Source organism: Enterobacter sp. Taxon_8 (assembly GCF_058354585.1).
This window is the reverse complement of the sequence record NZ_CM177989.1, coordinates 2,068,252-2,092,027: the sequence shown is the minus strand read 5'-3', so window position 1 is coordinate 2,092,027 and position 23,776 is coordinate 2,068,252. Positions and strand designations below refer to the sequence as shown.

The window sequence follows — 23,776 nt, the reverse complement described above, 5'->3', positions numbered from 1 at the left end:
GGATAAAATGCGGAATAGACTATGCAGCAAGAACGGGGTTTTAAAAAACGCTATATACTCGCACCTGTATTTTTCGCACTCGCCTACGCAGGATGGGTTTTATTTTTCACCAACTTCCCTGTCGAACAAGAATTACATTCAAAAGTGAACGTTAATAAGTGGGCTGTTTTGTACGTCACACAAGCTAATGGAGGAGCCATGACATCCTTTACCTATCATTACTATTTATTAGATGCAAAAAGAAGCGAAGAAGATTTTTTAACGCATATCGATCAGGCCACGCCATTCATGGTGACTAACGATCCTGCGGTGAAAATCGATGTTAAAGACGATGGTGTATATCTGCGTGTTCGAGGTGACGTATACTCTTTCCATAATACGTCTAAACTTGCCAATATCCTTCTGAATGCATCACCATATTGATGGCTATGGCAGCTCATTTATTATTCGTCACATCAGTAAAGGTGCTTACTGGATGTTCAAAAGCGCGAAAACTGTTATAGCAAAATAAGCTTGGTCTGTTTCTGCCCCCTCCCCCAGACGCGGCTTAGAATGGCATCGACATAATTACATCGCGGAGTTTTGCATGTTTGGTTTGGATGCGTTTCACCTTGCGCGGATACAGTTTGCCTTTACCGTATCCTTTCACATTATTTTCCCGGCCATTACCATTGGTCTCGCAAGCTACCTTGCCGTGCTCGAAGGGCTGTGGCTGAAAACAAAAAATCCGGTCTGGCGCTCGCTGTACCATTTCTGGTCGAAGATTTTTGCCGTCAACTTTGGCATGGGCGTGGTCTCCGGGCTGGTGATGGCCTACCAGTTTGGCACCAACTGGAGCGGCTTTTCGCAGTTTGCGGGCAGTATTACCGGCCCGCTTCTGACCTATGAAGTGCTTACCGCCTTCTTCCTCGAAGCCGGGTTCCTCGGCGTAATGCTGTTCGGCTGGAACAAGGTCGGACCGGGTCTGCACTTCTTCTCCACCTGCATGGTGGCGCTGGGGACCATTATCTCTACCTTCTGGATCCTCTCTTCAAACAGCTGGATGCAGACCCCGCAGGGCTATGAGATCGTCAACGGTCAGGTGGTGCCGGTGGACTGGTTCGCCGTGGTGTTTAACCCCTCCTTCCCTTACCGCCTGCTGCATATGTCGATAGCCGCGTTCCTGAGCAGCGCCCTGTTTGTGGGCGCATCCGCGGCATGGCATCTGCTGCGCGGGAATAATACCCCCGCCATCCGGGCGATGTTTTCGATGGCGCTGTGGATGACGCTGATTGTCGCCCCCATCCAGGCCATGGTTGGCGATATGCACGGGTTGAACACCTTAAAGCACCAGCCCGCCAAGATAGCCGCGATTGAAGGACACTGGGAAAATCCGCCGGGTGAGCCTACCCCGCTGCTGCTGTTTGGCTGGCCGGATATGGAGCAGGAGCGCACCCGCTTTGGGCTGGAGATCCCGGCGCTGGGGAGTCTCATCCTGACGCACAGCCTAGATAAACAGGTTCCGGCGCTGAAAGAGTTTCCAAAGGAAGACCGCCCGAATTCCACCATCGTCTTCTGGTCGTTCCGCATTATGGCGGGTCTGGGCATGCTGATGCTGCTTCTTGGGGTAACGGCACTCTGGCTGCGATATAAAAAGCGCGTTTATTCGTCGCGCCCCTTCCTGTGGTTTGCGCTGTTGATGGGGCCATCGGGGCTGATTGCCATTCTGGCCGGGTGGATCACCACCGAAGTGGGCCGCCAGCCTTGGGTGGTCTATGGGCTCCAGCGAACGAAGGATGCGGTTTCTGCCCATGGTGATTTGCACATGAGCGTGAGCCTGCTGGCCTTCTTCGTCGTCTATACCTCGGTATTCGGCGTGGGTTACAGCTATATGGTGCGCCTCATCCGAAAAGGCCCGCAGCCGCATGAATCTTTCGCCACCGAGTCCGACGGACGTCCGGCGCGCCCGCTTTCTGCCGTCACAACTGAACATAAGGAGCAGCCATAATGGGTATCGATCTTTCCATTATCTGGTTTGTGATCATCGTTTTCGCCACGCTGATGTATATCGTCATGGACGGTTTTGATCTGGGGATTGGCATTCTGTTCCCGGCAACGCAGAACGCCGACGATCGCGACGTAATGGTCAACAGCGTCGCGCCGGTCTGGGACGGAAATGAAACCTGGCTGGTGCTTGGCGGCGCTGCGCTGTTTGGCGCATTCCCACTTGCCTACGCGGTGATCGTGGATGCCCTCACCATTCCACTGACGTTAATGCTGATCGGACTTATTTTCCGCGGGGTGGCATTTGAATTTCGTTTTAAGGCCACCCCGGCGCACCGTCCGTTCTGGGATAAGGCGTTTATAGGTGGTTCCATTCTGGCGACGTTTACCCAGGGCGTGACGGTGGGCGCCGTCATTAACGGCTTTACCGTCACCGGCCGGGCCTATACCGGCGGCCCCTTTGACTGTTTTACCGCGTTTAACCTGTTTTGCGGCGCCGGGCTGGTGGTGGCCTATGCGCTGTTAGGCTCGACCTGGCTGGTGATGAAAAGCGAAAACGCGCTGCAGCAGCGGATGCGCGAGGTATCGAAAACGCTGTTAATCGTGCTGCTGGCGTTTATTGCCGCCATTAGCCTCTGGACGCCGCTGGCACAACCGGCCATCGCCGCGCGCTGGTTTACGCTGCCGAATCTGTTTTATCTGCTGCCGGTTCCTGCTCTGGTGGTGATTTTTAGCCTGTACCAGTGGCGCTGCCTGAATAATCCCGCCAGCCATAGCCGTCCGTTTATTCTGACATTGGGGCTGGTATTCCTCGGCTTTAGCGGGCTTGGGATCAGCATCTGGCCGCATATTATTCCACCGTCGATCACCCTTTGGCAGGCCGCCGCACCGACGCAAAGCCAGGGCTTTATGCTGGTCGGCGCGCTGTTGATCATTCCCGTTATTCTGGTCTACACCTTCTGGAGTTACTACGTATTTCGCGGAAAAGTTCAGCATGGGGAGGGTTATCACTGATGCAACAACCGGTCTGGAAAAGATTACTGTGGCTGGCCATTATCTGGGGCGGCAGCGTACTGGCACTGGCTGCTGTCAGCATGCTCTTCCGTATGCTGATGACGGCTGCAGGGTTTAAATCGCATTAACATCATTCCGGGCAACCGCTGCGTTGCCCTGTTCCCCCGCACTTTCAGATAAACCCCATTAACGCATGGCAGCGTATCGTTACACTGGAAAAAGATTCACAGTGTTTATAGTTTGAGAAGAAAAATGAAAAAGCTCATCGCGTTAAGTGTTATCAGTCTTGTTCTTACCGGCTGCGTTAATCCGGGTAAAGCCTCCGTTCAGCCGGAGCAACTTCAGAATCACCGCTTCGTGCTGGAAAACGTGAACGGTAAGGCCGTGAAGACCGCGACAACGCAACCTGAGCTCAGTTTTAGCGCGCTGCCTGATATCAGCCTGGTGAATAACATCAGCGTTTCCGGCCAGATGTGTAACCGTTTCAACGGACAGGGGAAATTGTCCGAAGGCGAGCTTAAGGTTAAAACGCTGGCCATGACGCGCAAGCTTTGTACTGAACCGCAGCTGAATGAGCTGGATCAGGCCATCGGCGACATGCTGCGCAAAGGGGCGCAGGTCGACCTGACTGAGGACCAGTTAACGCTGGCGACAGCCGATAAAACGCTGATGTTTAAGCGTGTAGAATAATCAGTAGTTACCGCAGCTTCCAACGGCAAGCGACTGTTCGCTACAGCGTTTGCCGTTTGGCAAGGCGCACATCCCAATAGCAGAACCATCAAGCTGGCGAGCGACAGACAGCGAACCGCCAATCATTGCGCAGTTAGCCTGACCAGCGCTGGACATCGCCGCTTTCATTCCCGGCGCCACGTGGGCTGCCGTTGCCTGCTGAACGGGTTCACTGCTACATGCCGACAACAATAATGCGGCACACCCTACCAAAAACGCTGAGCGCATGCTTTCTCCCCCATAAATGATGCGAAACCTATGCATAATAGGCATCACAGCCCATGTCGTCGAGAGCGAAAGTGCGTATTTATGCGCTCCGGAAACAATTTCTCGCAATTTTTTCGCCAAAAGTTTGATCTACTCATTGATGGCGAGAATACCAAGGACACAAAAGCGAAAATCGTAAAATCCCCCGTTTGCTAGAATACACAGATAATATTCAGGGTTTGTTGCCGTAATACAGACCCCTATTTTTTGCGCAATGTAAGGGTGTTGTCCTATGCAAACTATTGACGGTAATGGTGCAGTTGCCTCAGTCGCGTTTCGCACCAGTGAAGTTATCGCCATCTACCCGATTACGCCAAGTTCTACCATGGCCGAGCAGGCGGATGCCTGGGCTGGTAACGGGTTAAAAAACGTCTGGGGCGATGTCCCGAGAGTGGTAGAAATGCAGTCTGAAGCCGGTGCGATTGCCACGGTGCACGGCGCGCTGCAAACCGGCGCGCTTTCCACGTCGTTTACCTCATCTCAGGGATTGCTGTTAATGATCCCTACTCTTTACAAACTCGCCGGTCAACTGACCCCCTTCGTTCTGCACGTTGCGGCGCGTACCGTTGCCACTCACGCGCTCTCTATCTTTGGCGATCACTCTGACGTGATGGCGGTACGTCAGACCGGCTGCGCGATGCTGTGCGCCAGCAGCGTTCAGGAAGCCCAGGACTTTGCCTTGATTTCGCATATCGCCACGCTCAAAAGCCGCGTGCCGTTTATTCACTTCTTTGATGGTTTCCGAACCTCTCACGAAATTAACAAAATCGTCCCGCTGGCTGACGAGACAATCCTGAATCTGCTCCCGCAGGCGGACATTGACGCGCACCGTGCCCGGGCCCTTAATCCGGAACACCCGGTTATTCGTGGCACATCGGCAAACCCGGATACCTATTTCCAGTCCCGTGAGGCCACGAACCCGTGGTACAACGCGGTTTACGACCATGTTGAACAGGCTATGAATGACTTTGCCGCCGCGACCGGTCGGGAATATAAACCTTTTGAGTACTACGGCCATCCGCAGGCGGAACGGGTCATTGTGCTGATGGGGTCGGCCATTGGCACCTGCGAGGAAGTTGTTGATGAACTGCTGACGCGCGGCGAAAAAGTTGGCGTGCTTAAGGTGCGGCTCTATCGCCCGTTCTCGGCCAAACATCTGCTTTCGGCTCTGCCTGAAAGCGCGCGCGCTGTGGCGGTGCTCGATCGCACTAAAGAGCCGGGCGCGCAGGCGGAACCGCTGTATCTGGATGTGATGACGGCCCTGGCAGAAGCCTTTAATCAGGGCGAACGTGAAACGCTGCCGCGCGTGATCGGAGGTCGCTATGGGTTATCGTCCAAGGAATTTGGGCCGGACTGCGTGCTGGCGGTATTCAACGAACTTAGCGAAGCGAAGCCCAAGCCGCGCTTTACCGTCGGTATTTATGATGATGTGACGAATCTGTCCCTGTCGCTGCCGGAAAACACCCTGCCCTCGACCGCCAAACTTGAGGCGCTGTTCTATGGTCTGGGCAGCGACGGCAGCGTCTCCGCGACCAAAAACAACATCAAAATCATCGGTAACTCCACGCCGTGGTATGCCCAGGGGTACTTCGTTTACGACTCCAAAAAGGCAGGCGGCCTGACCGTTTCCCACCTGCGCGTGAGCGAACAGCCCATCCGCTCTGCGTATCTTATTTCTCAGGCTGATTTTGTTGGCTGTCACCAGCTGCAGTTTATCGATAAATACCAGATGGCCGAGCGCCTGAAGCCTGGCGGTATTTTCCTCCTGAATACGCCATACAGCGTGGATGAAGTCTGGTCTCGCCTGCCGCGGGAAGTGCAGGCGGTGCTGAACCAGAAAAAAGCCCGTTTCTTTGTGGTGAACGCGGCGAAAATTGCCCGCGAATGTGGCCTGGCCGCGCGCATCAATACCGTTATGCAGATGGCCTTCTTCCATCTGACGAACATCCTGCCGGGCGACAGCGCGCTGGCGGAACTGCAGGGCGCGATTGCCAAAAGCTACAGCAGCAAAGGACAGGAATTAGTCGAGCGTAACTGGCAGGCGCTGGCGCTGGCGCGCGAGTCGCTGTATGAGGTAGCGCTGCAGCCGGTCAATGCCGCAAGCCCGAACCGCCCTCCGGTGGTGTCCGATGCGGCGCCTGATTTCGTTAAGACCGTGACGGCGGCGATGCTGGCCGGTCTGGGTGATGCCCTGCCCGTCTCTGCGCTGCCGCCGGATGGCACCTGGCCGATGGGCACCACGCGCTGGGAAAAACGTAACATCGCCGAAGCGATCCCTATCTGGAAAGAAGAGCTGTGTACCCAGTGCAACCACTGCGTTGCGGCCTGCCCGCACTCTGCCATTCGTGCCAAAGTGGTTTCACCGGAAGAGATGGAATCCGCGCCTGCGAGCCTGCATTCACTGGATGTGAAATCCCGCGATATGCGCGGACAGAAATACGTTCTGCAGGTCGCGCCGGAAGATTGCACCGGCTGTAACCTGTGCGTCGAGGTCTGTCCGGCGAAAGACAGGCAGGATCCGGAGATCAAAGCCATCAATATGATGTCGCGTCTGGAGCACGTTGAAGAGGAGAAAATTAATTACGACTTCTTCCTGAATCTGCCGGAAATCGACCGCAGCAAACTGGAACGTATTGATATTCGCACTTCGCAGCTGATCACGCCGCTGTTTGAATACTCCGGCGCCTGTTCAGGCTGCGGTGAAACGCCGTATATCAAGCTGCTTACCCAGCTGTACGGTGACAGGATGCTGATTGCCAACGCAACCGGCTGTTCGTCTATTTATGGCGGTAACCTGCCCTCCACGCCCTACACCACCGATGCCAACGGTCGCGGTCCGGCATGGGCAAACTCGCTGTTCGAGGACAACGCCGAATTTGGTCTGGGCTTCCGCCTGACCGTTGATCAGCACCGCGCACGCGTGATGCGCCTGCTGGAGCAGTTTGCCGGGCAGCTCCCTGCCGGGCTCAATGACGCGCTTCATGCGGATGCAACGCCAGATGAACGTCGTGAGCAAGTCGCCGAGCTGCGTCAGGCGCTTCAGGGCGTGGCGGGAGCTGAGCAGCTGCTGACCGACGCGGACGCGCTGGTCGAAAAATCGATCTGGCTGATTGGCGGTGACGGCTGGGCTTACGACATCGGCTTTGGCGGGCTGGATCACGTGCTGAGCCTGACCGAAAACGTCAATATCCTGGTTCTGGATACGCAGTGTTATTCCAACACCGGCGGTCAGGCATCGAAAGCGACACCGTTAGGCGCTGTGACGAAATTCGGCGAACACGGCAAACGCAAGGCGCGCAAAGATATCGGTGTAAGCATGATGATGTACGGTCACGTTTACGTCGCGCAAATCTCGCTGGGTGCCCAGCTTAACCAGACGGTAAAAGCGATTCAGGAAGCGGAAGCGTATCCTGGCCCATCGCTGATCATTGCATACAGCCCTTGCGAAGAGCATGGCTACGATCTGGCGCTCAGCCACGACCAGATGCGCCAGCTGACCGCGACGGGCTTCTGGCCGCTGTACCGGTTCGACCCGCGTCGTGCTGATGAGGGTAAATTACCGCTGGCACTGGATTCGCGTCCGCCGTCAGATGCCCTGGCCGAGACCTTAATGCAGGAACAGCGCTTCCGTCGCCTTAACGCGCAGCAGCCGGAAGTGGCCGAACAGCTCTGGAAAGACGCCGCGGCCGATCTGCAAAAACGTTATGACTTCCTGGCGCAAATGGCGGGTAAAGCCGAAAAACCGACCAGCGACTAGTACCTCTGCCCGGCTTGTCCGGGCATATTTTTGCCATAAAAAAGCCCGGCGCATTCACACCGGGCGAATCCATATAATCAATGAATATCTATTTTGTTTACTTAATAGTATTCATGTTAATTATGGATGAATGATCTTAAAGGCATATAACGCATCAAGGTTACCTTAATTAACGCCCGATTAATAATTTCAATTTAATATGCTTAACTTTAAATCATTCATCAAGTCAATGACCGTTTCGGTTGATTTATTCGGTTTAGATTTTACTTAGTTCGTAACAATTATATTTTATTACTCTCGCAGCGGAGTGATTTAGCATAAGACAACTTTCTCATTCTGAAAGTTCAACAGTTAATTAAATAAAAACAACCACAATGGAATATCAAAATGCAAAGAAAAGTACTGGCCCTGATGATTCCGGCTCTGTTAATGGCTGGCGCAACTCATGCAGCAGAGATTTATAATAAAGACGGCAACAAATTAGATCTGTACGGAAAAGTAGATGGTCTGCACTATTTCTCCGACGCTAAAGGCGCTGACGGGGATCAAACCTACATGCGTCTGGGCTTCAAAGGCGAAACCCAAATCAACGACATGATGACCGGCTACGCGCAGTGGGAATACAACATTCAGGCAAATAACACCGAAGGGTCTGATAATCAGTCCTGGACGCGTCTGGCCTTCGCGGGCGTCAAAGTGGGTGACTACGGCTCCTTCGATTACGGTCGTAACTACGGCGTGCTGTACGATGTGGAAGGCTGGACCGATATGCTGCCTGAGTTCGGCGGCGACTCCTACTCTATAGCCGACAACTTTATGACCAGCCGCGCCAACGGTGTGGCAACCTACCGTAACACCGACTTCTATGGTCTGGTGCAGGGCCTGAACTTTGCGCTGCAGTATCAGGGCAAGAATGAAGACGCCAGCAACAACCAGGAAGGCACCAACAACGGTCGCGACACGCGTCACGAGAACGGCGACGGCTTCGGTATCTCTACCACCTATGACTTCGGCATGGGCATTACTGCAGGTGCGGCGTACACCTCTTCAGACCGTACCAACGAACAGGTCATGAATACCACAGCGGGCGGTGACAAAGCGGATGCGTGGACTGCGGGTCTGAAATATGACGCCAATAACATCTATCTGGCGGCAATGTACTCTGAAACCCGCAATATGACCCCGTATGGTGATAAAACCGATTCCGTTGCGAATAAAACCCAGAACTTTGAAGTGACCGCCCAGTACCAGTTCGACTTTGGCCTGCGTCCGTCCCTTTCCTACCTGCAGTCGAAAGGTAAGGATCTGGGCAACGGTCAGGGCGATCGGGATCTGGTTAAATACGCTGACGTAGGCGCGACCTATTACTTCAATAAAAACATGTCCACCTACGTTGATTACAAAATTAACCTGTTGGATGAAGATGACAGCTTCTACAAAAACAACGGCATCGGCACGGATGACGTCGTAGCGTTAGGTCTGGTTTACCAGTTCTGATTGTCAGAGCCCGCATCATGGTGCGGGCTCGCTTGTTTTTGAAGTAAGTCACAAGAGATAGTGTCAGAAAGGGATTGGTTGAGGGAAAGTTGAAAGAAAGCTGGTTAGACTACGGAGATAGCCCTTTTCCATTAAGGATAACAGCGTTGTTCGGTCGTGTATCTCTTGCCGTTCTTACCCTTTTAGCATTGGTGTGGATGGCGTTAATTTTTGATTTTGGTGATATTGTCGGGCATCTCGGCGCGCTGTTAAACCATCTGGATGGCAGTTGACCGTTTCCCTGGAAACAAAAAGCCACCAGCAGTGCCGGTGGCGGATATACGCATAGGTCGCGTTATTTTTTCACAGGTTGAGGCTTTTTATCGCCTGATTCAGGGGCCTCACGCGGATCGTCTTTTTCAACACAAAGCATAGTTTCTCCTGTATCAGATAACCATTCTCCACTATAGCCAGGCTGATTAAAGAGTGGCCAGGCGGCAATCATGCCTGCTGTTCACCTTTCTCGCGAAAAGTGAGATAGCCAAATACGCCACTTTCTCCATCCATGGGATGGTTAACCCCGTCCATCACCTTCACCTCTGGAAAATCAAATGGTGAAACGTCTTCAAAACAGGCGACATTCACACCATATTCGTTTGGGTTAGAACGCCGCTGATGGAACGTGTAAATCCCGCACACCGAGCAGAAGAAATGCCGTGCCGTTCCCGTGTTAAAGCGGTACTCGGTGAGCTTATCCTCACCTTTGGTCACCGTAATCCCAGACAGCGGCGCAGAAACGACGACAGCGCCTCGCATTCGACAAAAGGAACAGCTGCAGCGCCGCGCGGTGTTGAGGCCATCAGTAAGTTCAACGGTGAATGCCACCGCGCCGCAGTGGCACTTCGCATTTCGTCTTTCAGCCATGGGCTATACCCCTTTTCTCACGAGCTCGGCCGCTTTAACGAAAACCTCGTCTTCTACACCATCGCCTTTTTGCCTGCCGAGTCTGACCAGTTCATCCACTATACTGTTGCGATGGATCGGTTTTTGCGCTGAAACCAGCCCAATAACGGCGGCCCCAATCGCCAGCCCCACTAATCCGGTTTGTTCATCTTTGTTTTTCATATTCATGCTCCTGGTACAACAAACAAGGGTAGCAGGAATATGGTAAAACGGAATGCCAGACACATGATCTGTGAATAATATTTAAACAGTTCAAACAGGTACGACTTCTAAAATCGACAGATACGAACGGGTGTCTATTATTTTGTTTAGCTTCAGACGAGTCTTTTCAAACAAGGTCTGATACTCAGACTCTGTTCTTGCCCGTCCTCCATCAAAGCTTGTTAACAAAAGAAGATCAATTTCAAATCGTCCCTGTTCATTATTTTCTTTTTTAATAAGTGGCTCAAAAATTAATAGCCTGGAGTTTTCTTTCATAGCATTTCTGCAGCATTGAAGTATCTGAATGGCCTTTTCATCAGGCCAGTCCATCAAAATATACTTAAGCAGGTAAATGTCCGCTACAGGACAGGCTTCAAAAAAGCTCCCATTAACGGTCTACCATCGACGATTATCATTTAACAGGTGCAGTCGATTTCGCTCAAGCACATCTTTTTGATCGAAAAGGATCCCCTTCAGGGTCGGATTTCGACGTAAAACAGCCAGCAATAAGTTACCCAGCCCACCGGCGATATCGGCAACCACGGCGTTTTGCGGGAACGAATAGCTATCTGCGATGGCTTCATTTTCCACGGATGACATAGAGGCCATACCCGCATGAAAGATGTTGCTGTCAGCCCCACTATCGTCATGCTGCCAGTATTCGTAAAAAGGCTTGCCAAACAATTCATTAAAGACAGGTTTGCCTTGCAATATCTCATCCATTTTTGCCGCTGGCTGCCAGAATGTCTGGTCTGTCAGCATGAGCACTGCTGCACGCAAGGAAAATTCATGCTCAGAACAGAGGAATTGTGCTGATTGGCTAAGGCTGTATTCAGCGTCAGATAATTCGTTGAAAACTCCACGAGAGGACAATAAGCGCATGATCCGATGAAGATAGTCGCCATCGACATTAAGCTCCTCCGCCAGTTGCGTAACGGTTTTTTTTCCTTCAACCAGACGATCTGCGACCCCTAATACCGCGACAGCCCGAAGTGCTGCCTGCCAGACAAAACCCATGCTTTGCTCTAACAAACACATTCCTTCTTTACGGCTTAGTAAATCCAGACTATTACGTTGTGACATTTTCTGCTCCTTACCAATAAAGATGTGTTGAACAACTAAAAAGTTGCTAACAAGCGTAAGTCTGGCAGTGAGCTTTATCCATAATTTCAGCAAGGTTTACTTCTGCTGTTTCGTATTGGTTTGCATACAGTACATTTAAACACGTAAAAAAACAGGGCCACTTACCCTTCATTTTGATTAGTAATGCGCAGAAACTATTACTTTATAAATGATTGTCTTACATCCAAAAAATCCTGTGACAACACAGGCATTCTCTATTTAGAATCTCGGCGTCAGCCCATACTTTGGCGTTTTGATATTTGCAGCCCAAACCTTGATATTGTTTTGCAACAGAATAGTGAAATCTGATTTTAAATGCGTCACCATTCCATTGACGCTGTCCGCATCAACCACAGAAAAATGTTCAATTCTATTTTGCCCTACCTCAACACAATAATATTTTGCGGGCAGCTCCTTACCATTAACATTTAGCGACTGGTTGTTTTCACCACAACGGCCTTCAGTAATAAATGACACCAGCAAGTTAGCGGATTTCCTCCCTGGCTGAGAAACACTCACCATGACCGGGAAACCTTCCGAGGTCTGTGTCATATCATAAAGGACGGCATTTTTCATATACCAGGTATTATATTCCCGCTCCTGAAAAGCAGACCAGGAAGGCGCAGAAAAGACCACCAGCACTGCCAGTATAAGAGATTCTATTTTCATGGGATGTTGTCGTCCGTGTTGTTGCACGTATTATTCAGATTGTGCAAAAAACAGCAACCCCTTAAGAAAAGCCCTACTACTATTGGCAGTAACGGAGGGATTAATACAAAGAAGAATAAGAAGATAAATGGTAAACCACCGCCATCATGGCGATGCTGACCACGACGCTGATGAAAAAGTACGTTTTGAAAGGCTGCTTTTGGGTTTTATGGCGAAAGAGCTGTTGCCCCACAATGGCGCCAGGCCAGCCACCTGTTACGCCAAATACCAGCAAAGTAGCTTCCGGCACCCTGCGCATCCCCTTCCGCGCCGCCATTTTATCGGCGCCATACATGACTATTGTCAGCAGATTGATCAGCAGAAACCAGATTACCAACGGATTCGGAGTCAACAGGCTAGCAATAGCAGCGAAAATCAGTAGTACATAGCAAAAGCGATTGAGAGTCATTGTTCTGGTCACAGGCTGTTAAACGGTTTTCGACGGCATATGATACCCAAAACAGGTAAAGTTTACTTCTTTAAAACAGGGTGAATGCCTGGCGCTTTACTGATTAACATTTAAACTGCATTAATCAGTAAAGCATCCTTTCATTATAATCGTGCAGTTTACATATTTTTCTTAAAAAAATATTCTGAAACGGCTCACTGCAAAAACACATTGTGCGTGCATCCCTTTAACAAAATAAAAACGAATGCAGTGGCTGTGTAAACAGACGGGTAAGAAATATTGATGGAGATCAATTTATAAAACAAGCAGATAATTTTTAGCCGCGTCGTGTCATGCCCAGCGTTTAGCATTACAGTTGAACACAATTAATTTGACCAGATGGTCAATGAATAACAAAATATCACCGTAGTTAAAAAATAATATCTGCATTCCTTTAGGGGGGTGATGTCCCCCCATTTTTCCGATGTGATAAACCTCATTCCACCATTATCTTCACTTTTGGTTTCGACAGAAGGACTTTTACCAGTTCCTTAAACGGCGTGGGTTTGTAGAAGAAGAAACCTTGTAAGAACTTGATGTGGTTATGGGTGAGATAATCAAGTTGCTCTTGTGTTTCAACACCTTCCGCCACAATACTGATTGATAATTTTTTTGCCAGTTCCAGTACCGAATCCAGTATAACGGTTGAGTCCTCACTGGCATTAACCCTGGCAACAAAGCTTTGGTCGATTTTAATGTAATCGATATGCAGATCCTGCAGGTAGGACAGACCAGAATACCCCGTACCAAAATCATCAAGAGCAATGGCAAATCCAATCTCATGTAGCGCATTGAGGGTCTTAACGAGATGGTCATCGATATCGAGAGGTTCACGCTCGGTCACCTCAATGACCAGGTTAAGATCCTGTCGAGTAAAGCTTTGCTTGTAATGGAGACACTCTTCAACGAAGGTGGACGCAACGATATGGGACGCGCTGAAGTTAATACCGACGTGGAACCCTTCTGGCAGCAACGTAGAGATCGAATTCATATGCGATGCAACCTGACGCATTAAGCTCTGAGTTAAGGGAATGATTAAGCCTGATTTCTCCGCGAGAGGAATAAATGAAGCCGGAGAAATAAACCCTGACTGTGGATGCTTCCATCTGGCCAGCACTTCCACACCTCGTAGCGCCCCCTCTTTGCCGCTGACTACGGGCTGGTAATACGGAATAATTTCATTTCTGTATATGGCGGTACGCAGTGACTCTTCCGGTGAAACATCCTTAGAAAGATATCGCTGAAGAATATAAGCAGAAAGAGACGATATTATCAGCAGGAATAACACTACGCCTCCGGCTCGATTGAGTAATCTCTTAATACTAAAAAGAGGTGGAGAATTAAATTGTACCGAGAAAGGAAAAGCTGAGGCCTTGACCGTTAATACCTCTTTCTTCGTATGGTCTACCGTAGTCACATCGCCTGTCAGGCCTAAAAGGGTATTGCCTACTCTTAGAGAATATTCAACGCCGTTTAATGGCATATCCAGCGCATCCCGGATATGGCTATCACTTATACTAACGATGATTCGGCTTCCGGCGTGGGTTGTCTGGTATAAGAGAACCGGAAGACCGTTGACGGTACTCCCCGAAGGAACCAGGAGCAATGATGACTCAGGCAGCACTGAGCTATTGACCAACAATACGCGGTTTCCCGGTAATGAGGAGCACCAGACCGCGTTATTTTTCAGAATAATGATCGTTCTCAGGTGAGGCTGTAATGCTGCCTCGGTACCCAGCCGATATTGCCCTTCTGCATCACACTCATTCTCGGCAAGTTGCATTGCCATCTGAGTCGCATGACGGGCTTCTTTAAGAATAACGTTCATGTTCCGTACGACGTAGCGCGCCTCTGCCAGGCTGTCAGCACGTGCAGAATACCAAACCTGTAAATTGATGATAAAAACGCCGAGCAAAAACATTGTCGTGGCTGCAGCTAAGGGAATAGATGCATGGCGCATTTAGGGTTCTCGATTTGAGTAAAGTTGCCGCTTCAGCGATCCTGAAGTGATTGAATTATCTTCGTCTTAAGCATGGTTGATAAAGAAATAAATACCATATCAGGCGTCAGAAATTTTCTCGCAAGCCAGATGGAGTGGAAACAAAGGGCCGCCGAACGGCAGCCCTGGTGGATAAGTGTTTATTAGTACCGCTTTATTGTATTGATCGGGGTTCTTTCTGACCAGTCAGGTCGCTCGCCAGCCATGATGGCACGCTGTTGCGTTGGCGTCACAGACTGCGTAATTTCTGGCATTGACTTGTATTCGGGTTGCGTAGGTGGATTGAGAACAAGATCGGAGCTACAGCCTGATAACAGCAAAACCGCCAATAGTGATGAATTAAATTTGAACACGTGCCCCCTTCCAATGGGATAAAGTTATAAGATAAAGCATGGTGATGATTGCATCCTGGTGACACGTTAATGATATACAAAGCCACGCGCCTGGCTGAAGACAGCAGATTCACCACACAGATAACCCCATAAGGTTATATTTAGTCGGGCAATACGCGCAACGCTTTGTTTTCGTACCCACCAGAGCAAAAAGGTGGAAGGGAAGCCGAATACGCTTCTAATATCGAGGGGGGTTATGCTAAAAACGCTACTTCGTTTCTTTTAGTCAAATGTTAAGAAGGATTTTGAATGGTTAAGGTTGAGGAATTAAAAACGAAGTACCCAGGCGCAGCGGCCTGGCAAATGGGTGACAGCCCGGAACTGGCGAGCAAGCTTGCGGACCTGATTAAAAAAGGAATCAAAACGGCCACCTGCGGATCTTTTGCCTCGTACTCGCAGGATGTGTCTGCACCGCGGGTGGGTAGCTACAACATAATCCTTGATGGACAAAACGTCCCGGTCTGTGTGATCAGGCTGGTTTCACAGCGGCTGGTGCGTTTTTGCGATGTTACTGAAGAATTCGCTCGCAAAGAGGGTGAAGGTGATTTAAGCCATGAATACTGGCAGAAAGAGCATCAGCGATTTTTCGTCTGCGAAGGTCATTTTTCTGAAGATATGGAACTGATCGCAGAAGAATTTGAATTGGTTGATGTGCTGTAAGCGGAGATTAAGTGGCCAGGATGGTACCTTCGCTGAATTCGTTCCGGTAAAAGACAACGTAAGTTCTCCTCGCGCTGGTCCTCATGGGAGCATCAAAACCTGCGATTTGTTTTTATGCCCAGAATGCGCAGGGGCACACAGAAAGCCTGCTACGCTTTTCGCGTATCGGCTCCGGATTTAATGAGCTGTAAAACGTGCTGGTATTCGTCGCCGGAATCCGTACCATACGCGGCATACAATGTTTGCCCCTGCTGGCTCCGAAGGTAGTACTCAATGCAAGAGAATCAAGAGATTAACAAAAAAGAGCAATACAACCTCAACAAACTGCAAAAGCGACTGCGCCGTAACGTGGGCGAAGCCATTGCAGACTTCAACATGATTGAAGAAGGCGACCGCATCATGGTTTGCCTGTCAGGGGGTAAAGACAGCTATACCATGCTGGAGATCCTGCGTAATCTCCAGCAAAGTGCGCCAGTGAATTTTTCCCTGGTGGCGGTCAACCTTGACCAGAAACAGCCGGGTTTCCCGGAGCACATTCTGCCGGAATACCTCGAAAAGCTGGGCGTTGAGTACAAAATCGTCGAAGAGAATACCTACGGCATTGTGAAAGAGAAAATCCCGGAGGGGAAAACCACCTGCTCACTCTGCTCTCGCCTGCGCCGCGGCATTCTGTATCGTACCGCGACGGAGCTGGGCGCGACCAAAATTGCGCTGGGCCATCACCGCGACGATATCCTGCAAACGCTGTTCCTGAACATGTTCTACGGCGGCAAGATGAAAGGCATGCCGCCTAAGCTGATGAGCGATGACGGCAAGCACATTGTGATCCGCCCTCTCGCCTACTGCCGCGAAAAAGACATTGAGCGTTTTTCTCAGGCGAAAGCGTTCCCGATCATTCCATGTAACCTGTGCGGCTCTCAGCCGAACCTGCAGCGTCAGGTAATTGGCGACATGCTGCGCGACTGGGATAAGCGTTATCCGGGTCGTATCGAAACCATGTTCAGCGCGATGCAGAATGTCGTCCCTTCCCATCTCGCGGATGTGGAGCTGTTCGACTTTAAAGGCATCAACCACGAGTCAGAAGTTGTGAATGGCGGGGACCTGGCGTTCGATCGGGAAGATATTCCCATGCAGCCAGCGGGCTGGCAGCCGGAAGAAGATGACAGTCAGTTTGAAGAGCTGCGTCTGAACGTGCTTGAAGTGAAGTAAACGATTAGCGTCTCAGAAAAACCGTCTGAGACGCTTCATTCTTTATTTCAGCAGACGTACGCGACAGGTTTTACCCTTAATTTTCCCGTTTTGCAGCTGCTTCCATGCCTTATGGGCAACCTTCTGGCGAACCGCGACATAGACATGCGCCGGATGGACCGCAATCTTACCGATATCCGCCCCGTCCAGCCCCACATCCCCGGTCAGCGCGCCTAATACGTCACCTGGACGCATCTTAGCTTTTTTACCGCCATCAATGCACAGCGTCGCCATTTCAGCCTCCAGCGGCACAAGGCTAACGCCGGCCGGTGCATTCACCCAGTTCAGCTTAATCTGCAGCATCTCAGAAAGAATATTGGCGCGCTGCGCCTCTTCAGGTGCGCAGAAGCTGATGGCCAGTCCGCTGTTTCCCGCGCGCGCGGTACGGCCAATACGGTGCACGTGTACTTCAGGATCCCATGCCAGCTCAAAGTTCACCACCAGCTCAAGCGATTTGATATCCAGACCGCGTGCAGCGACGTCGGTTGCGACAAGAACTCGGGCGCTGCCGTTAGCGAAACGAACCAGCGTCTGATCGCGATCGCGCTGTTCCAGATCGCCATGCAGCGACAATGCGCTCTGACCGGCGGCATTCAGAGCATCACAGACCGCCTGACAGTCTTTTTTGGTATTACAGAACACCACGCAGGACCCAGGCTGATGCTGGCTCAGCAATTTCTGCAGGAGCGGGATTTTACCCTGCTGAGAGGTTTCAAAGAACTGCTGCTCGATGGCGGGCAGCGCATCAACGCTGTCGATTTCAATGGTGAGTGGATTTTTCTGCACGCGACCACTGATGGCGGCGATGGCTTCGGGCCAGGTCGCAGAGAACAGCAGCGTCTGACGATCGGACGGTGCGAAACGGATCACCTCGTCAATCGCATCGCTGAAGCCCATATCCAGCATCCGATCGGCCTCATCCATGACCAGCGTTTGTAACGCATCCAGCGAGACGGTGCCTTTTTGCAGGTGATCCAGCAGGCGTCCGGGCGTGGCGACAATAATGTGCGGCGCATGCTGGAGTGAATCACGCTGGGCGCCGAACGGCTGTCCGCCACAGAGGGTTAAAATCTTGGTGTTGGGCAGGAAACGCGCCAGGCGACGCAGTTCACCCGCGACCTGGTCTGCCAGTTCGCGGGTCGGGCACAGTACCAGAGACTGGGTCTGAAAAAGCGCCGCATCGATATGCTGCAACAGGCCAAGGCCAAATGCCGCCGTTTTCCCGCTGCCCGTTTTCGCCTGTACGCGTACGTCACGGCCCTCGAGGATGGCGGGCAACGCGGCCGCCTGAACAGGCGTCATCGTGAGATATCCCAACTCGTTGAGGTTAGCGAGTTGGGCGTCGGGCAGGACATTCAGGGTAGAAAAAGCGGTCACAATTGTCTCTCGTGGTGATCTTAGCGGTCAGATGGCGCGTATCCTCGCAGATCTCGCGGTCCGATGCGACAATTTAATCGGTTCTTCATCGGGCGGCGGGTCGGGCATTGGCTGCGGACGCGGTATGGGATCGGGCATGGGCACCGGATCGGTGGGGATGGGATCGGATTGACGTGAATGTTGCAGTAGCAGAGCGTAAAGGATGCTCATCATTCCCTCCAGAATTGGCTGTCATCCCTTTTAGGGTAGACGCTGAGAATCAGGAGGCAAAAAAAAGCCGACTATGAAGTCGGCGTCGTACGAATCAATTGTGCTATGCAGTAATTCAAAAAAGGAAGTAAGACAATATGGAGCGCAACGCCCATCGCTTGACGTTGCATTCACCTGCGGGAGTAATATTGCACCTTACGGGGTAGATGTTTATTGACTTCGCTCAATTAAAAGAGCGTTTTAATCCCGGAAAAAGAGGAAAAAAAGCGTAAATTTACAGCCATTTACTACGATGCAACCACCATGCAACACCCCCAATCAAAACAACTAACATCACGCAAAAGGCCGTAAAGCCGTAGCGATAAGCGCCCCCCGGAATACCGCCCAGGTTGACGCCAAACAACCCGGTCAGAAACGTGCTCGGTAAAAACACCATCGCCATCAGGGACATCGTATAGGTTCTTCTCGCCAGAGATTCCTGCATTACCTGCGCGATTTCGTCCGCCATCACCGCCGTTCTGGCAATACAGGAATCTATTTCATCCAGCCCGCGGCCCAGCCTGTCGGCAATATCCTGCATTCTGCGTCGCTGATCGTCATTCATCCAGGCGAGCCTTTCGCTGGCAAGACGCGCATAAACGTCGCGCTGCGGCGTCATATAGCGGCGCATCACAATCAGCTGCTTACGAAGCAAGGCCAGAAAACCGCGCGGCGGGATCTGCTGATCGAGAAGGTTATCTTCCAGGTCGATGATTTTGTCGTGCAGCTCTTCGATGAACTCACTCGCGTGATCGGTAAGCGCGTCGCACACGTCCACCAGCCAGCTGCCGCAGTCGGTTGGCCCGGTGCCCTCTTTCAGATCGTTGACGATGTCATCCAGCGCCAGAACTTTTCGCTGCCGGGTAGACACAATCAGCCCATCGTCCATGTAGACACGCATCGCAACCAGCTGATCCGGGCGTTCATCCGTGCTGCCGTTAATGCAGCGTAGGGTGATCAGCGTCCCGTCACCCATTCGGCTCACGCGGGGCCGCAGGCTTTCCCCCGCCAGCGCATCGCGCACGTTATTAGGCAAGAGCGGAGTCGAGGCCAGCCAGTCAGCGCTGTCCGTGTGGGTGTAGTTCAAATGTAACCAGCAGGGATGCGCGCTATCGATCGCATCATTATCTTCCAGCGGTCGCGCACCGCCGCGACCATCCAGCACCCACGCAAAAACTGCGTCAGGAACGTTAAGTTCAGATCCTTTAATGCTTTCCACAGCGCCTCCGCCTTTTTAGCTCTTTCGGTGTCAGTCTAGCCTCCATCAGGGCTTAATCAACAACTATGTTTTCCATCGCGCTGAAATCGCTCAGGAAATGAACATGCTGGCAAGAGGCAAAAAAAAGCCTGGCACGCCAGGCTTTGAGGTTTAATCAGAGAGAGTGTTCTGGCCGGTGGAGGAAGGATGGCGAGCCGCCAGGTAATGAGGAAGAAGGGTTCTGGTCAAGTCTGAAATTGCGCGTTCTGGCCTGCAGCTCAATCACCTGATTACGCAGTACATCAGAGGAGCCGTTGAGTTCCTCTGCCATTGCCACGTTACTTTGCGTGACCCGCTCCAGCTCAGATAGCGCCAGCGTGATCTGAGAAATACCTTTCTCCTGCTCAGACGTCGACGCGGAAATTTCGTCCATTAAGCGGCTGACATTCCCTGAACCCGTTACGATTTCATGCATATTTTTCTCTGCCTGTGACACAACGCTGGCTCCCTGCGTGACGTTACTGCTGGTGACTTCAATCAGCGTTTTGATATTCTTCGCGGCCTCTGCGCTGCGGTGTGCCAGGTTTCTTACCTCTTCCGCAACCACAGAAAAACCCTTGCCATGATCGCCCGCCCTTGCCGCCTCAACGGCCGCGTTGAGCGCAAGAATATTCGTCTGGAACGCAATGCCGTCAATGAGCGAAATAATCTCCGTCATCTGCTGCGCACATTCGGTAATGGACTGCATATTGCTGGCGACCTGTCCCATCAGCTCACCGCCTTTGCGCGCCTGCAGCGTCGCCACATTTGCCTGCTCGCTCGCCAGACGCGTGTTATCGGCATTGTTTTTGGTGCTCGCGGCCATTTGCTCCATGCTGGCTGCGGTTTGCACTAATGATGCAGACTGCTGCTCGGTTTTCACCGAAAGCTGAGCGCTACGTTGCGAGAGTTGATCCGATAAGGTCATGGCGGTTTGCGATGACGCCCTGATCTCACGTACAAGCGTCGCAATATTACCGGAAAGGCTATTGATCCCGGGGATGAGTCGGCCCGCACAGTTATTGCCAAATTCAGGGATAGATACACCAAGGTTGCCTGCTGTCACCTCTTCAATACTTTTCTTCACCGTATTGATCGGCGTCACAAGATACTTCGTCATGTAGACCCAGAGCAAAAATAGTGCAACGAAATTGATGGCATTAAGCGAAATAAAGAGAGAGGGATTGCTGGAAAATAGAACAACGACACCTGCACTTACCAAAAAAAGAGATAAAAGGAACCCGATAATAAAGGTCCTGACACTAATATTTTTTAGCATGATAATACCCACGTTTTATATTTAAGTCGGCACTTAGACTTATAGCATTGGCCCAGAAGTTTTTCATCGCAAACAACGCTTGTTTTTTGTTTCGCCGTTAGCATCCTGAGATTTACCTTAAGTCAGATTAAAAGAGCGTATTAGTAAAAATGTTCTACTCAGCATGCTGCAATACTGGTTTCCAGCCATGTTAAGCGATAGTATCGCCCGCGGTGAGACGATACGATCGCACTTATATTTAAGGAGCTTTGCTACTGTTATTCGTTCTTGTTTAGCAATGCTTAATACATTAACAAAAAGAATATATTTTATATTCTTGATGAGTTTTAGAGTATTAATATGACTGGTCATTATTCACGATAAATAACTAATATGGTTTGAATGCGCATGTTCGTTGCCCGATAAAGATGTACCCGGCAGGCGAAATCGGTAACCCTCTCAGGCGTGGGATTGCATAATGCTCAATATATCGTGGGACCCTGTGTTAATCGCTATCTCTTATCTGGTGGCGTTTATTGCCTCATTTGTGGCGCTGGACAGCGCCGGAAAGATCCCTCTCTCCAGCCGAAAGGCTGCACTCTTCTGGCGGATTGCCGGTGGGGTCACGCTGGGTATTGGCATCTGGTCGATGCACTTTATCGGCATGCTGTCGATGCAAATGCCCATGATGATGAGCTACGACCTCTGGTTAACCCTTGCGTCACTGGGCGTCGCGGTGATTGCGTCGACAACGGCGCTTAATATTGCCGTCACGGGTAAAAAACTTTCCCCTTTTCGACTGATCTTTGCCACGACGCTCCTGAGCGCTGGCGTGGTGTCTATGCACTATATCGGTATGGCAGCCCTGATGTCGGATGGCAGCATCATCTGGGATCGACGCATTGTGGGGTTATCAGTGGTCATTGCCGTTGTTGCCTCAGGTACGGCGCTGTGGCTGGCTTTCCGACTGCGCGATAAACATAAAGGCGTCTTTATCGATCGCATTATCGCAGCCTTCGTCATGGCTGCCGCGATTTGTGCGATGCATTATACCGGCATGAGCGCCGCGCAGTTTCAGGAAATGTCGCATGCCGTCCCCGGAGGGATCGGCGAGCTGGGTTTATCCATCTGGGTTTCAGTCACCACGCTCTGCCTGCTCGGCGTTATGTTAATCATTTCACTTATCGATTCTCACCGGCGCACCGGCCGGCTGACGGATAATTTGCAGCAGCTCAACCGTCAGCTAGAGCTGCAGGCGCGTTTTGATGCGCTCACCGGGCTCGCAAACCGTCACCAGATGGATCTCCGCATGCAGGACTGTCTGCGCAGCGCGCTGCTGAGCAAGAAGCCATTTGCGGTTATTTTCCTGAACGTCGATCACTTCAAACGCGTTAACGATACGTGGGGTCACAGCGTTGGTGATGAGCTATTGATCGCTGTCGCGCAGCGCATCACGGCAAGGCTCACGCGTGAGATGACCCTGGCAAGACTGGGAGGAGACGCCTTTATCCTGCTGGTGCCTGAATGTGATGACGACAAGCTCAGCGCCCTGCTCACCGCGTTGCTCGAAGATGTACGACGCCCTCTGTCGATATGCGGACATACGTTAAGCACGACGATCAGCGCGGGCGTCAGCCTCTATCCTCAGGATGGCGAAACGCTGCATGAGCTGAAACTCAAGGCGGATGCAGCTTTACACCGCGTCAAGGAAGATGGCCGTAACGGCTGGGCGATTTACCGGGCCGAGATGTCAACAGCGATCCCGGCGAAACCCGGCTTTCTGCAGGAACTCTCGCAGGCGCTTGAACGGGATCAGTTTGAACTATGGTATCAGCCAACCTGGCATGCGGGAGAGAAAACGATTCATGGTTTTGAAGCCCTTCTGCGCTGGCGACATCCAGAGCAAGGCGTTGTATTGCCCAATCTGTTTATCCCCTCGCTGGAACAAACAGGCTTAATTATTCCGGTAGGTAACTGGGCCATTGAAGCGGCATGCCGACAGCTTCATTTCTGGACTGAACAAGGGTTCAGCCAGTGGACGTTGTCGCTCAACCTATCCCCCGTTCAGTTCGAACAGCCGGACATTTTCCAGATCATCTCGTCGATGCTGGAAAAATATAACCTGCCTCCGTCCCGACTGATCCTGGAGGTAACGGAAAGCACCGCGCTTAAAAATCTCGACCGCAGCATTGAGTTGCTTAACGCGTTTAATCATGCGGGGATCGTCGTCTCGATTGATGATTTTGGTACGGGCTATTCCAACCTGCTGATGCTTAGCGTGCTTCCCGCAAAAGAACTCAAGATCGACAGAAGCTTTGTCACATCGATGCTGGGAAATGAAAAAAGCTACAAGCTGGTCGAGACCATAATCAGTATCGCCCGGACCATGGAGATGAATGTGGTGGCAGAAGGGATCGAGACGGAAGAACAGGAGACGGTTCTCACCCGTCTCGGCTGCGATTACCTGCAGGGGTATCTTTTCTCCCGGCCCTTACCTGCCGAACAGGTACCGTGGCTACTGCTGCAGATAAACTCAGACAAACAGATTATCCCCACTAATAAAATTCAAACGGACCCCGCATTTATTTCACAAAAAAATCATGCCTGACGGGGTTAAGTGGAGTATGTTTCAAAGGAGTACACGCGAGTCAATTCTGACATGATTGTCAGGCACATGTTGTCGATGAA

Annotated in this window: 22 protein-coding genes and 2 pseudogenes; 12 read left to right on the top strand and 12 right to left on the bottom strand. The window is 51.4% G+C overall.

Annotated elements, in window-relative coordinates:
* The first annotated feature begins 21 nt into the window (after positions 1–21).
* The 5 genes from AC4IBF_RS09910 (at position 22) to hslJ (ending at position 3,687) form a co-directional block, all read left to right on the top strand.
* Complete coding sequence (locus AC4IBF_RS09910) at positions 22–423, top strand: hypothetical protein (RefSeq protein WP_133294531.1); 402 nt, start codon at positions 22–24, stop codon at positions 421–423.
* 163 nt (positions 424–586) lie between these two features.
* Entirely contained in the window at positions 587–1,987 is a 1,401-nt protein-coding gene (locus AC4IBF_RS09905) for a cytochrome ubiquinol oxidase subunit I (protein ID WP_115875297.1), read from the top strand.
* Positions 1,987–2,997, top strand: a complete 1,011-nt coding sequence (gene cydB / locus AC4IBF_RS09900) for a cytochrome d ubiquinol oxidase subunit II (protein ID WP_491463275.1) — start codon at positions 1,987–1,989, stop codon at positions 2,995–2,997. The genes AC4IBF_RS09905 and cydB overlap by 1 nt, the downstream gene beginning before the upstream one ends.
* Positions 2,997–3,125 (top strand): DUF2474 domain-containing protein, encoded by a 129-nt coding sequence (locus AC4IBF_RS09895; RefSeq protein ID WP_008501283.1) that lies wholly within the window; start codon positions 2,997–2,999, stop codon positions 3,123–3,125. Before cydB ends, AC4IBF_RS09895 begins: the two co-directional genes overlap by 1 nt.
* A 124-nt stretch (positions 3,126–3,249) precedes the next feature.
* Entirely contained in the window at positions 3,250–3,687 is a 438-nt protein-coding gene (hslJ, locus tag AC4IBF_RS09890; protein ID WP_133294534.1) for a heat shock protein HslJ, read from the top strand.
* On the opposite strand, the gene AC4IBF_RS09885 is transcribed toward hslJ, so the two are convergent.
* Positions 3,688–3,954, bottom strand: a complete 267-nt coding sequence (locus AC4IBF_RS09885; RefSeq protein WP_115876072.1) for a putative hemolysin — start codon at positions 3,952–3,954, stop codon at positions 3,688–3,690. It lies immediately after the preceding gene.
* Between the two features lie 271 nt (positions 3,955–4,225).
* Between AC4IBF_RS09885 and nifJ the strand changes: the two genes are divergently transcribed.
* From nifJ to AC4IBF_RS09870, 3 genes are all read left to right on the top strand, one after another.
* On the top strand, positions 4,226–7,750 hold the full coding sequence (gene nifJ, locus AC4IBF_RS09880; protein ID WP_491463274.1) for a pyruvate:ferredoxin (flavodoxin) oxidoreductase: 3,525 nt from the start codon (positions 4,226–4,228) through the stop codon (positions 7,748–7,750).
* Positions 7,751–8,137: 387 nt separating this feature from the next.
* Positions 8,138–9,247: a porin OmpC gene (ompC, locus tag AC4IBF_RS09875; protein WP_252093056.1), complete on the top strand. Its 1,110-nt coding sequence runs from the start codon at positions 8,138–8,140 to the stop codon at positions 9,245–9,247.
* An 89-nt stretch (positions 9,248–9,336) separates the two neighbouring features.
* The gene (locus tag AC4IBF_RS09870; RefSeq protein WP_136194949.1) at positions 9,337–9,519 is read left to right on the top strand and encodes a hypothetical protein; all 183 of its coding nucleotides are present in this window, start codon (positions 9,337–9,339) and stop codon (positions 9,517–9,519) included.
* Between the two features lie 62 nt (positions 9,520–9,581).
* On the opposite strand, the gene AC4IBF_RS09865 is transcribed toward AC4IBF_RS09870, so the two are convergent.
* The 7 genes and pseudogenes from AC4IBF_RS09865 to AC4IBF_RS09835 form a co-directional block, all read right to left on the bottom strand.
* Entirely contained in the window at positions 9,582–9,659 is a 78-nt protein-coding gene (locus AC4IBF_RS09865; RefSeq protein WP_223239581.1) for a hypothetical protein, read from the bottom strand.
* Positions 9,660–9,727: 68 nt separating this feature from the next.
* Positions 9,728–10,150: a GFA family protein gene (locus tag AC4IBF_RS09860; protein ID WP_133294537.1), complete on the bottom strand. Its 423-nt coding sequence runs from the start codon at positions 10,148–10,150 to the stop codon at positions 9,728–9,730.
* 3 nt (positions 10,151–10,153) lie between these two features.
* Positions 10,154–10,351 (bottom strand): hypothetical protein, encoded by a 198-nt coding sequence (locus tag AC4IBF_RS09855; RefSeq protein WP_023312007.1) that lies wholly within the window; start codon positions 10,349–10,351, stop codon positions 10,154–10,156.
* A 90-nt stretch (positions 10,352–10,441) separates the two neighbouring features.
* Positions 10,442–11,407: pseudogene (locus AC4IBF_RS09850) on the bottom strand (methyltransferase).
* A 324-nt stretch (positions 11,408–11,731) separates the two neighbouring features.
* Complete coding sequence (locus tag AC4IBF_RS09845; protein WP_115875309.1) at positions 11,732–12,181, bottom strand: hypothetical protein; 450 nt, start codon at positions 12,179–12,181, stop codon at positions 11,732–11,734.
* 100 nt (positions 12,182–12,281) lie between these two features.
* The gene (locus tag AC4IBF_RS09840) at positions 12,282–12,629 is read right to left on the bottom strand and encodes a DUF1294 domain-containing protein (protein WP_127731102.1); all 348 of its coding nucleotides are present in this window, start codon (positions 12,627–12,629) and stop codon (positions 12,282–12,284) included.
* Between the two features lie 475 nt (positions 12,630–13,104).
* A complete protein-coding gene (locus tag AC4IBF_RS09835) occupies positions 13,105–14,628 on the bottom strand; it encodes an EAL domain-containing protein (protein WP_133294539.1) in 1,524 nt (507 codons plus the stop codon).
* 680 nt (positions 14,629–15,308) lie between these two features.
* On the opposite strand from AC4IBF_RS09835, the gene AC4IBF_RS09830 reads away from it, so the two are divergent.
* The 3 genes and pseudogenes from AC4IBF_RS09830 (at position 15,309) to ttcA (ending at position 16,928) form a co-directional block, all read left to right on the top strand.
* The gene (locus tag AC4IBF_RS09830; RefSeq protein WP_252093059.1) at positions 15,309–15,719 is read left to right on the top strand and encodes an ASCH domain-containing protein; all 411 of its coding nucleotides are present in this window, start codon (positions 15,309–15,311) and stop codon (positions 15,717–15,719) included.
* A gap of 87 nt (positions 15,720–15,806) precedes the next feature.
* Positions 15,807–15,957 (top strand): annotated as a pseudogene (locus AC4IBF_RS09825) (site-specific integrase); the annotation flags it as partial.
* A gap of 35 nt (positions 15,958–15,992) precedes the next feature.
* Complete coding sequence (gene ttcA / locus AC4IBF_RS09820; protein ID WP_127731200.1) at positions 15,993–16,928, top strand: tRNA 2-thiocytidine(32) synthetase TtcA; 936 nt, start codon at positions 15,993–15,995, stop codon at positions 16,926–16,928.
* 42 nt (positions 16,929–16,970) lie between these two features.
* On the opposite strand, the gene dbpA is transcribed toward ttcA, so the two are convergent.
* The 4 genes from dbpA to AC4IBF_RS09800 form a co-directional block, all read right to left on the bottom strand.
* The gene (gene dbpA / locus AC4IBF_RS09815) at positions 16,971–18,344 is read right to left on the bottom strand and encodes an ATP-dependent RNA helicase DbpA (protein WP_136194953.1); all 1,374 of its coding nucleotides are present in this window, start codon (positions 18,342–18,344) and stop codon (positions 16,971–16,973) included.
* Positions 18,345–18,371: 27 nt separating this feature from the next.
* The gene (gene ynaL, locus AC4IBF_RS09810; protein WP_115875320.1) at positions 18,372–18,554 is read right to left on the bottom strand and encodes a proline-rich small protein YnaL; all 183 of its coding nucleotides are present in this window, start codon (positions 18,552–18,554) and stop codon (positions 18,372–18,374) included.
* Between the two features lie 274 nt (positions 18,555–18,828).
* Complete coding sequence (zntB, locus tag AC4IBF_RS09805) at positions 18,829–19,812, bottom strand: zinc transporter ZntB (protein WP_111965070.1); 984 nt, start codon at positions 19,810–19,812, stop codon at positions 18,829–18,831.
* 154 nt (positions 19,813–19,966) lie between these two features.
* Entirely contained in the window at positions 19,967–21,109 is a 1,143-nt protein-coding gene (locus AC4IBF_RS09800; protein ID WP_115875321.1) for a methyl-accepting chemotaxis protein, read from the bottom strand.
* A gap of 457 nt (positions 21,110–21,566) precedes the next feature.
* On the opposite strand from AC4IBF_RS09800, the gene AC4IBF_RS09795 reads away from it, so the two are divergent.
* Entirely contained in the window at positions 21,567–23,696 is a 2,130-nt protein-coding gene (locus tag AC4IBF_RS09795; protein ID WP_491463273.1) for a putative bifunctional diguanylate cyclase/phosphodiesterase, read from the top strand.
* Positions 23,697–23,776 lie beyond the last annotated feature (80 nt).

Bases quoted from the DNA above. Each gene is read 5' to 3' on its own strand.
- AC4IBF_RS09835 (WP_133294539.1), bottom strand. From the start codon at position 14,628: ATGCGCCATGCATCTATTCCCTTAGCTGCAGCCACGACAATGTTTTTG.
- ttcA (WP_127731200.1), top strand. From the start codon at position 15,993: ATGCAAGAGAATCAAGAGATTAACAAAAAAGAGCAATACAACCTCAAC.
- AC4IBF_RS09830 (WP_252093059.1), top strand. From the start codon at position 15,309: ATGGTTAAGGTTGAGGAATTAAAAACGAAGTACCCAGGCGCAGCGGCC.
- cydB (WP_491463275.1), top strand. From the start codon at position 1,987: ATGGGTATCGATCTTTCCATTATCTGGTTTGTGATCATCGTTTTCGCC.
- AC4IBF_RS09840 (WP_127731102.1), bottom strand. From the start codon at position 12,629: ATGACTCTCAATCGCTTTTGCTATGTACTACTGATTTTCGCTGCTATT.
- hslJ (WP_133294534.1), top strand. From the start codon at position 3,250: ATGAAAAAGCTCATCGCGTTAAGTGTTATCAGTCTTGTTCTTACCGGC.
- AC4IBF_RS09895 (WP_008501283.1), top strand. From the start codon at position 2,997: ATGCAACAACCGGTCTGGAAAAGATTACTGTGGCTGGCCATTATCTGG.
- AC4IBF_RS09865 (WP_223239581.1), bottom strand. From the start codon at position 9,659: ATGCTTTGTGTTGAAAAAGACGATCCGCGTGAGGCCCCTGAATCAGGC.
- AC4IBF_RS09800 (WP_115875321.1), bottom strand. From the start codon at position 21,109: ATGCTAAAAAATATTAGTGTCAGGACCTTTATTATCGGGTTCCTTTTA.
- ynaL (WP_115875320.1), bottom strand. From the start codon at position 18,554: ATGAGCATCCTTTACGCTCTGCTACTGCAACATTCACGTCAATCCGAT.
- AC4IBF_RS09905 (WP_115875297.1), top strand. From the start codon at position 587: ATGTTTGGTTTGGATGCGTTTCACCTTGCGCGGATACAGTTTGCCTTT.
- nifJ (WP_491463274.1), top strand. From the start codon at position 4,226: ATGCAAACTATTGACGGTAATGGTGCAGTTGCCTCAGTCGCGTTTCGC.
- AC4IBF_RS09860 (WP_133294537.1), bottom strand. From the start codon at position 10,150: ATGGCTGAAAGACGAAATGCGAAGTGCCACTGCGGCGCGGTGGCATTC.
- AC4IBF_RS09910 (WP_133294531.1), top strand. From the start codon at position 22: ATGCAGCAAGAACGGGGTTTTAAAAAACGCTATATACTCGCACCTGTA.
- AC4IBF_RS09855 (WP_023312007.1), bottom strand. From the start codon at position 10,351: ATGAAAAACAAAGATGAACAAACCGGATTAGTGGGGCTGGCGATTGGG.
- AC4IBF_RS09795 (WP_491463273.1), top strand. From the start codon at position 21,567: ATGCTCAATATATCGTGGGACCCTGTGTTAATCGCTATCTCTTATCTG.
- AC4IBF_RS09885 (WP_115876072.1), bottom strand. From the start codon at position 3,954: ATGCGCTCAGCGTTTTTGGTAGGGTGTGCCGCATTATTGTTGTCGGCA.
- ompC (WP_252093056.1), top strand. From the start codon at position 8,138: ATGCAAAGAAAAGTACTGGCCCTGATGATTCCGGCTCTGTTAATGGCT.
- AC4IBF_RS09845 (WP_115875309.1), bottom strand. From the start codon at position 12,181: ATGAAAATAGAATCTCTTATACTGGCAGTGCTGGTGGTCTTTTCTGCG.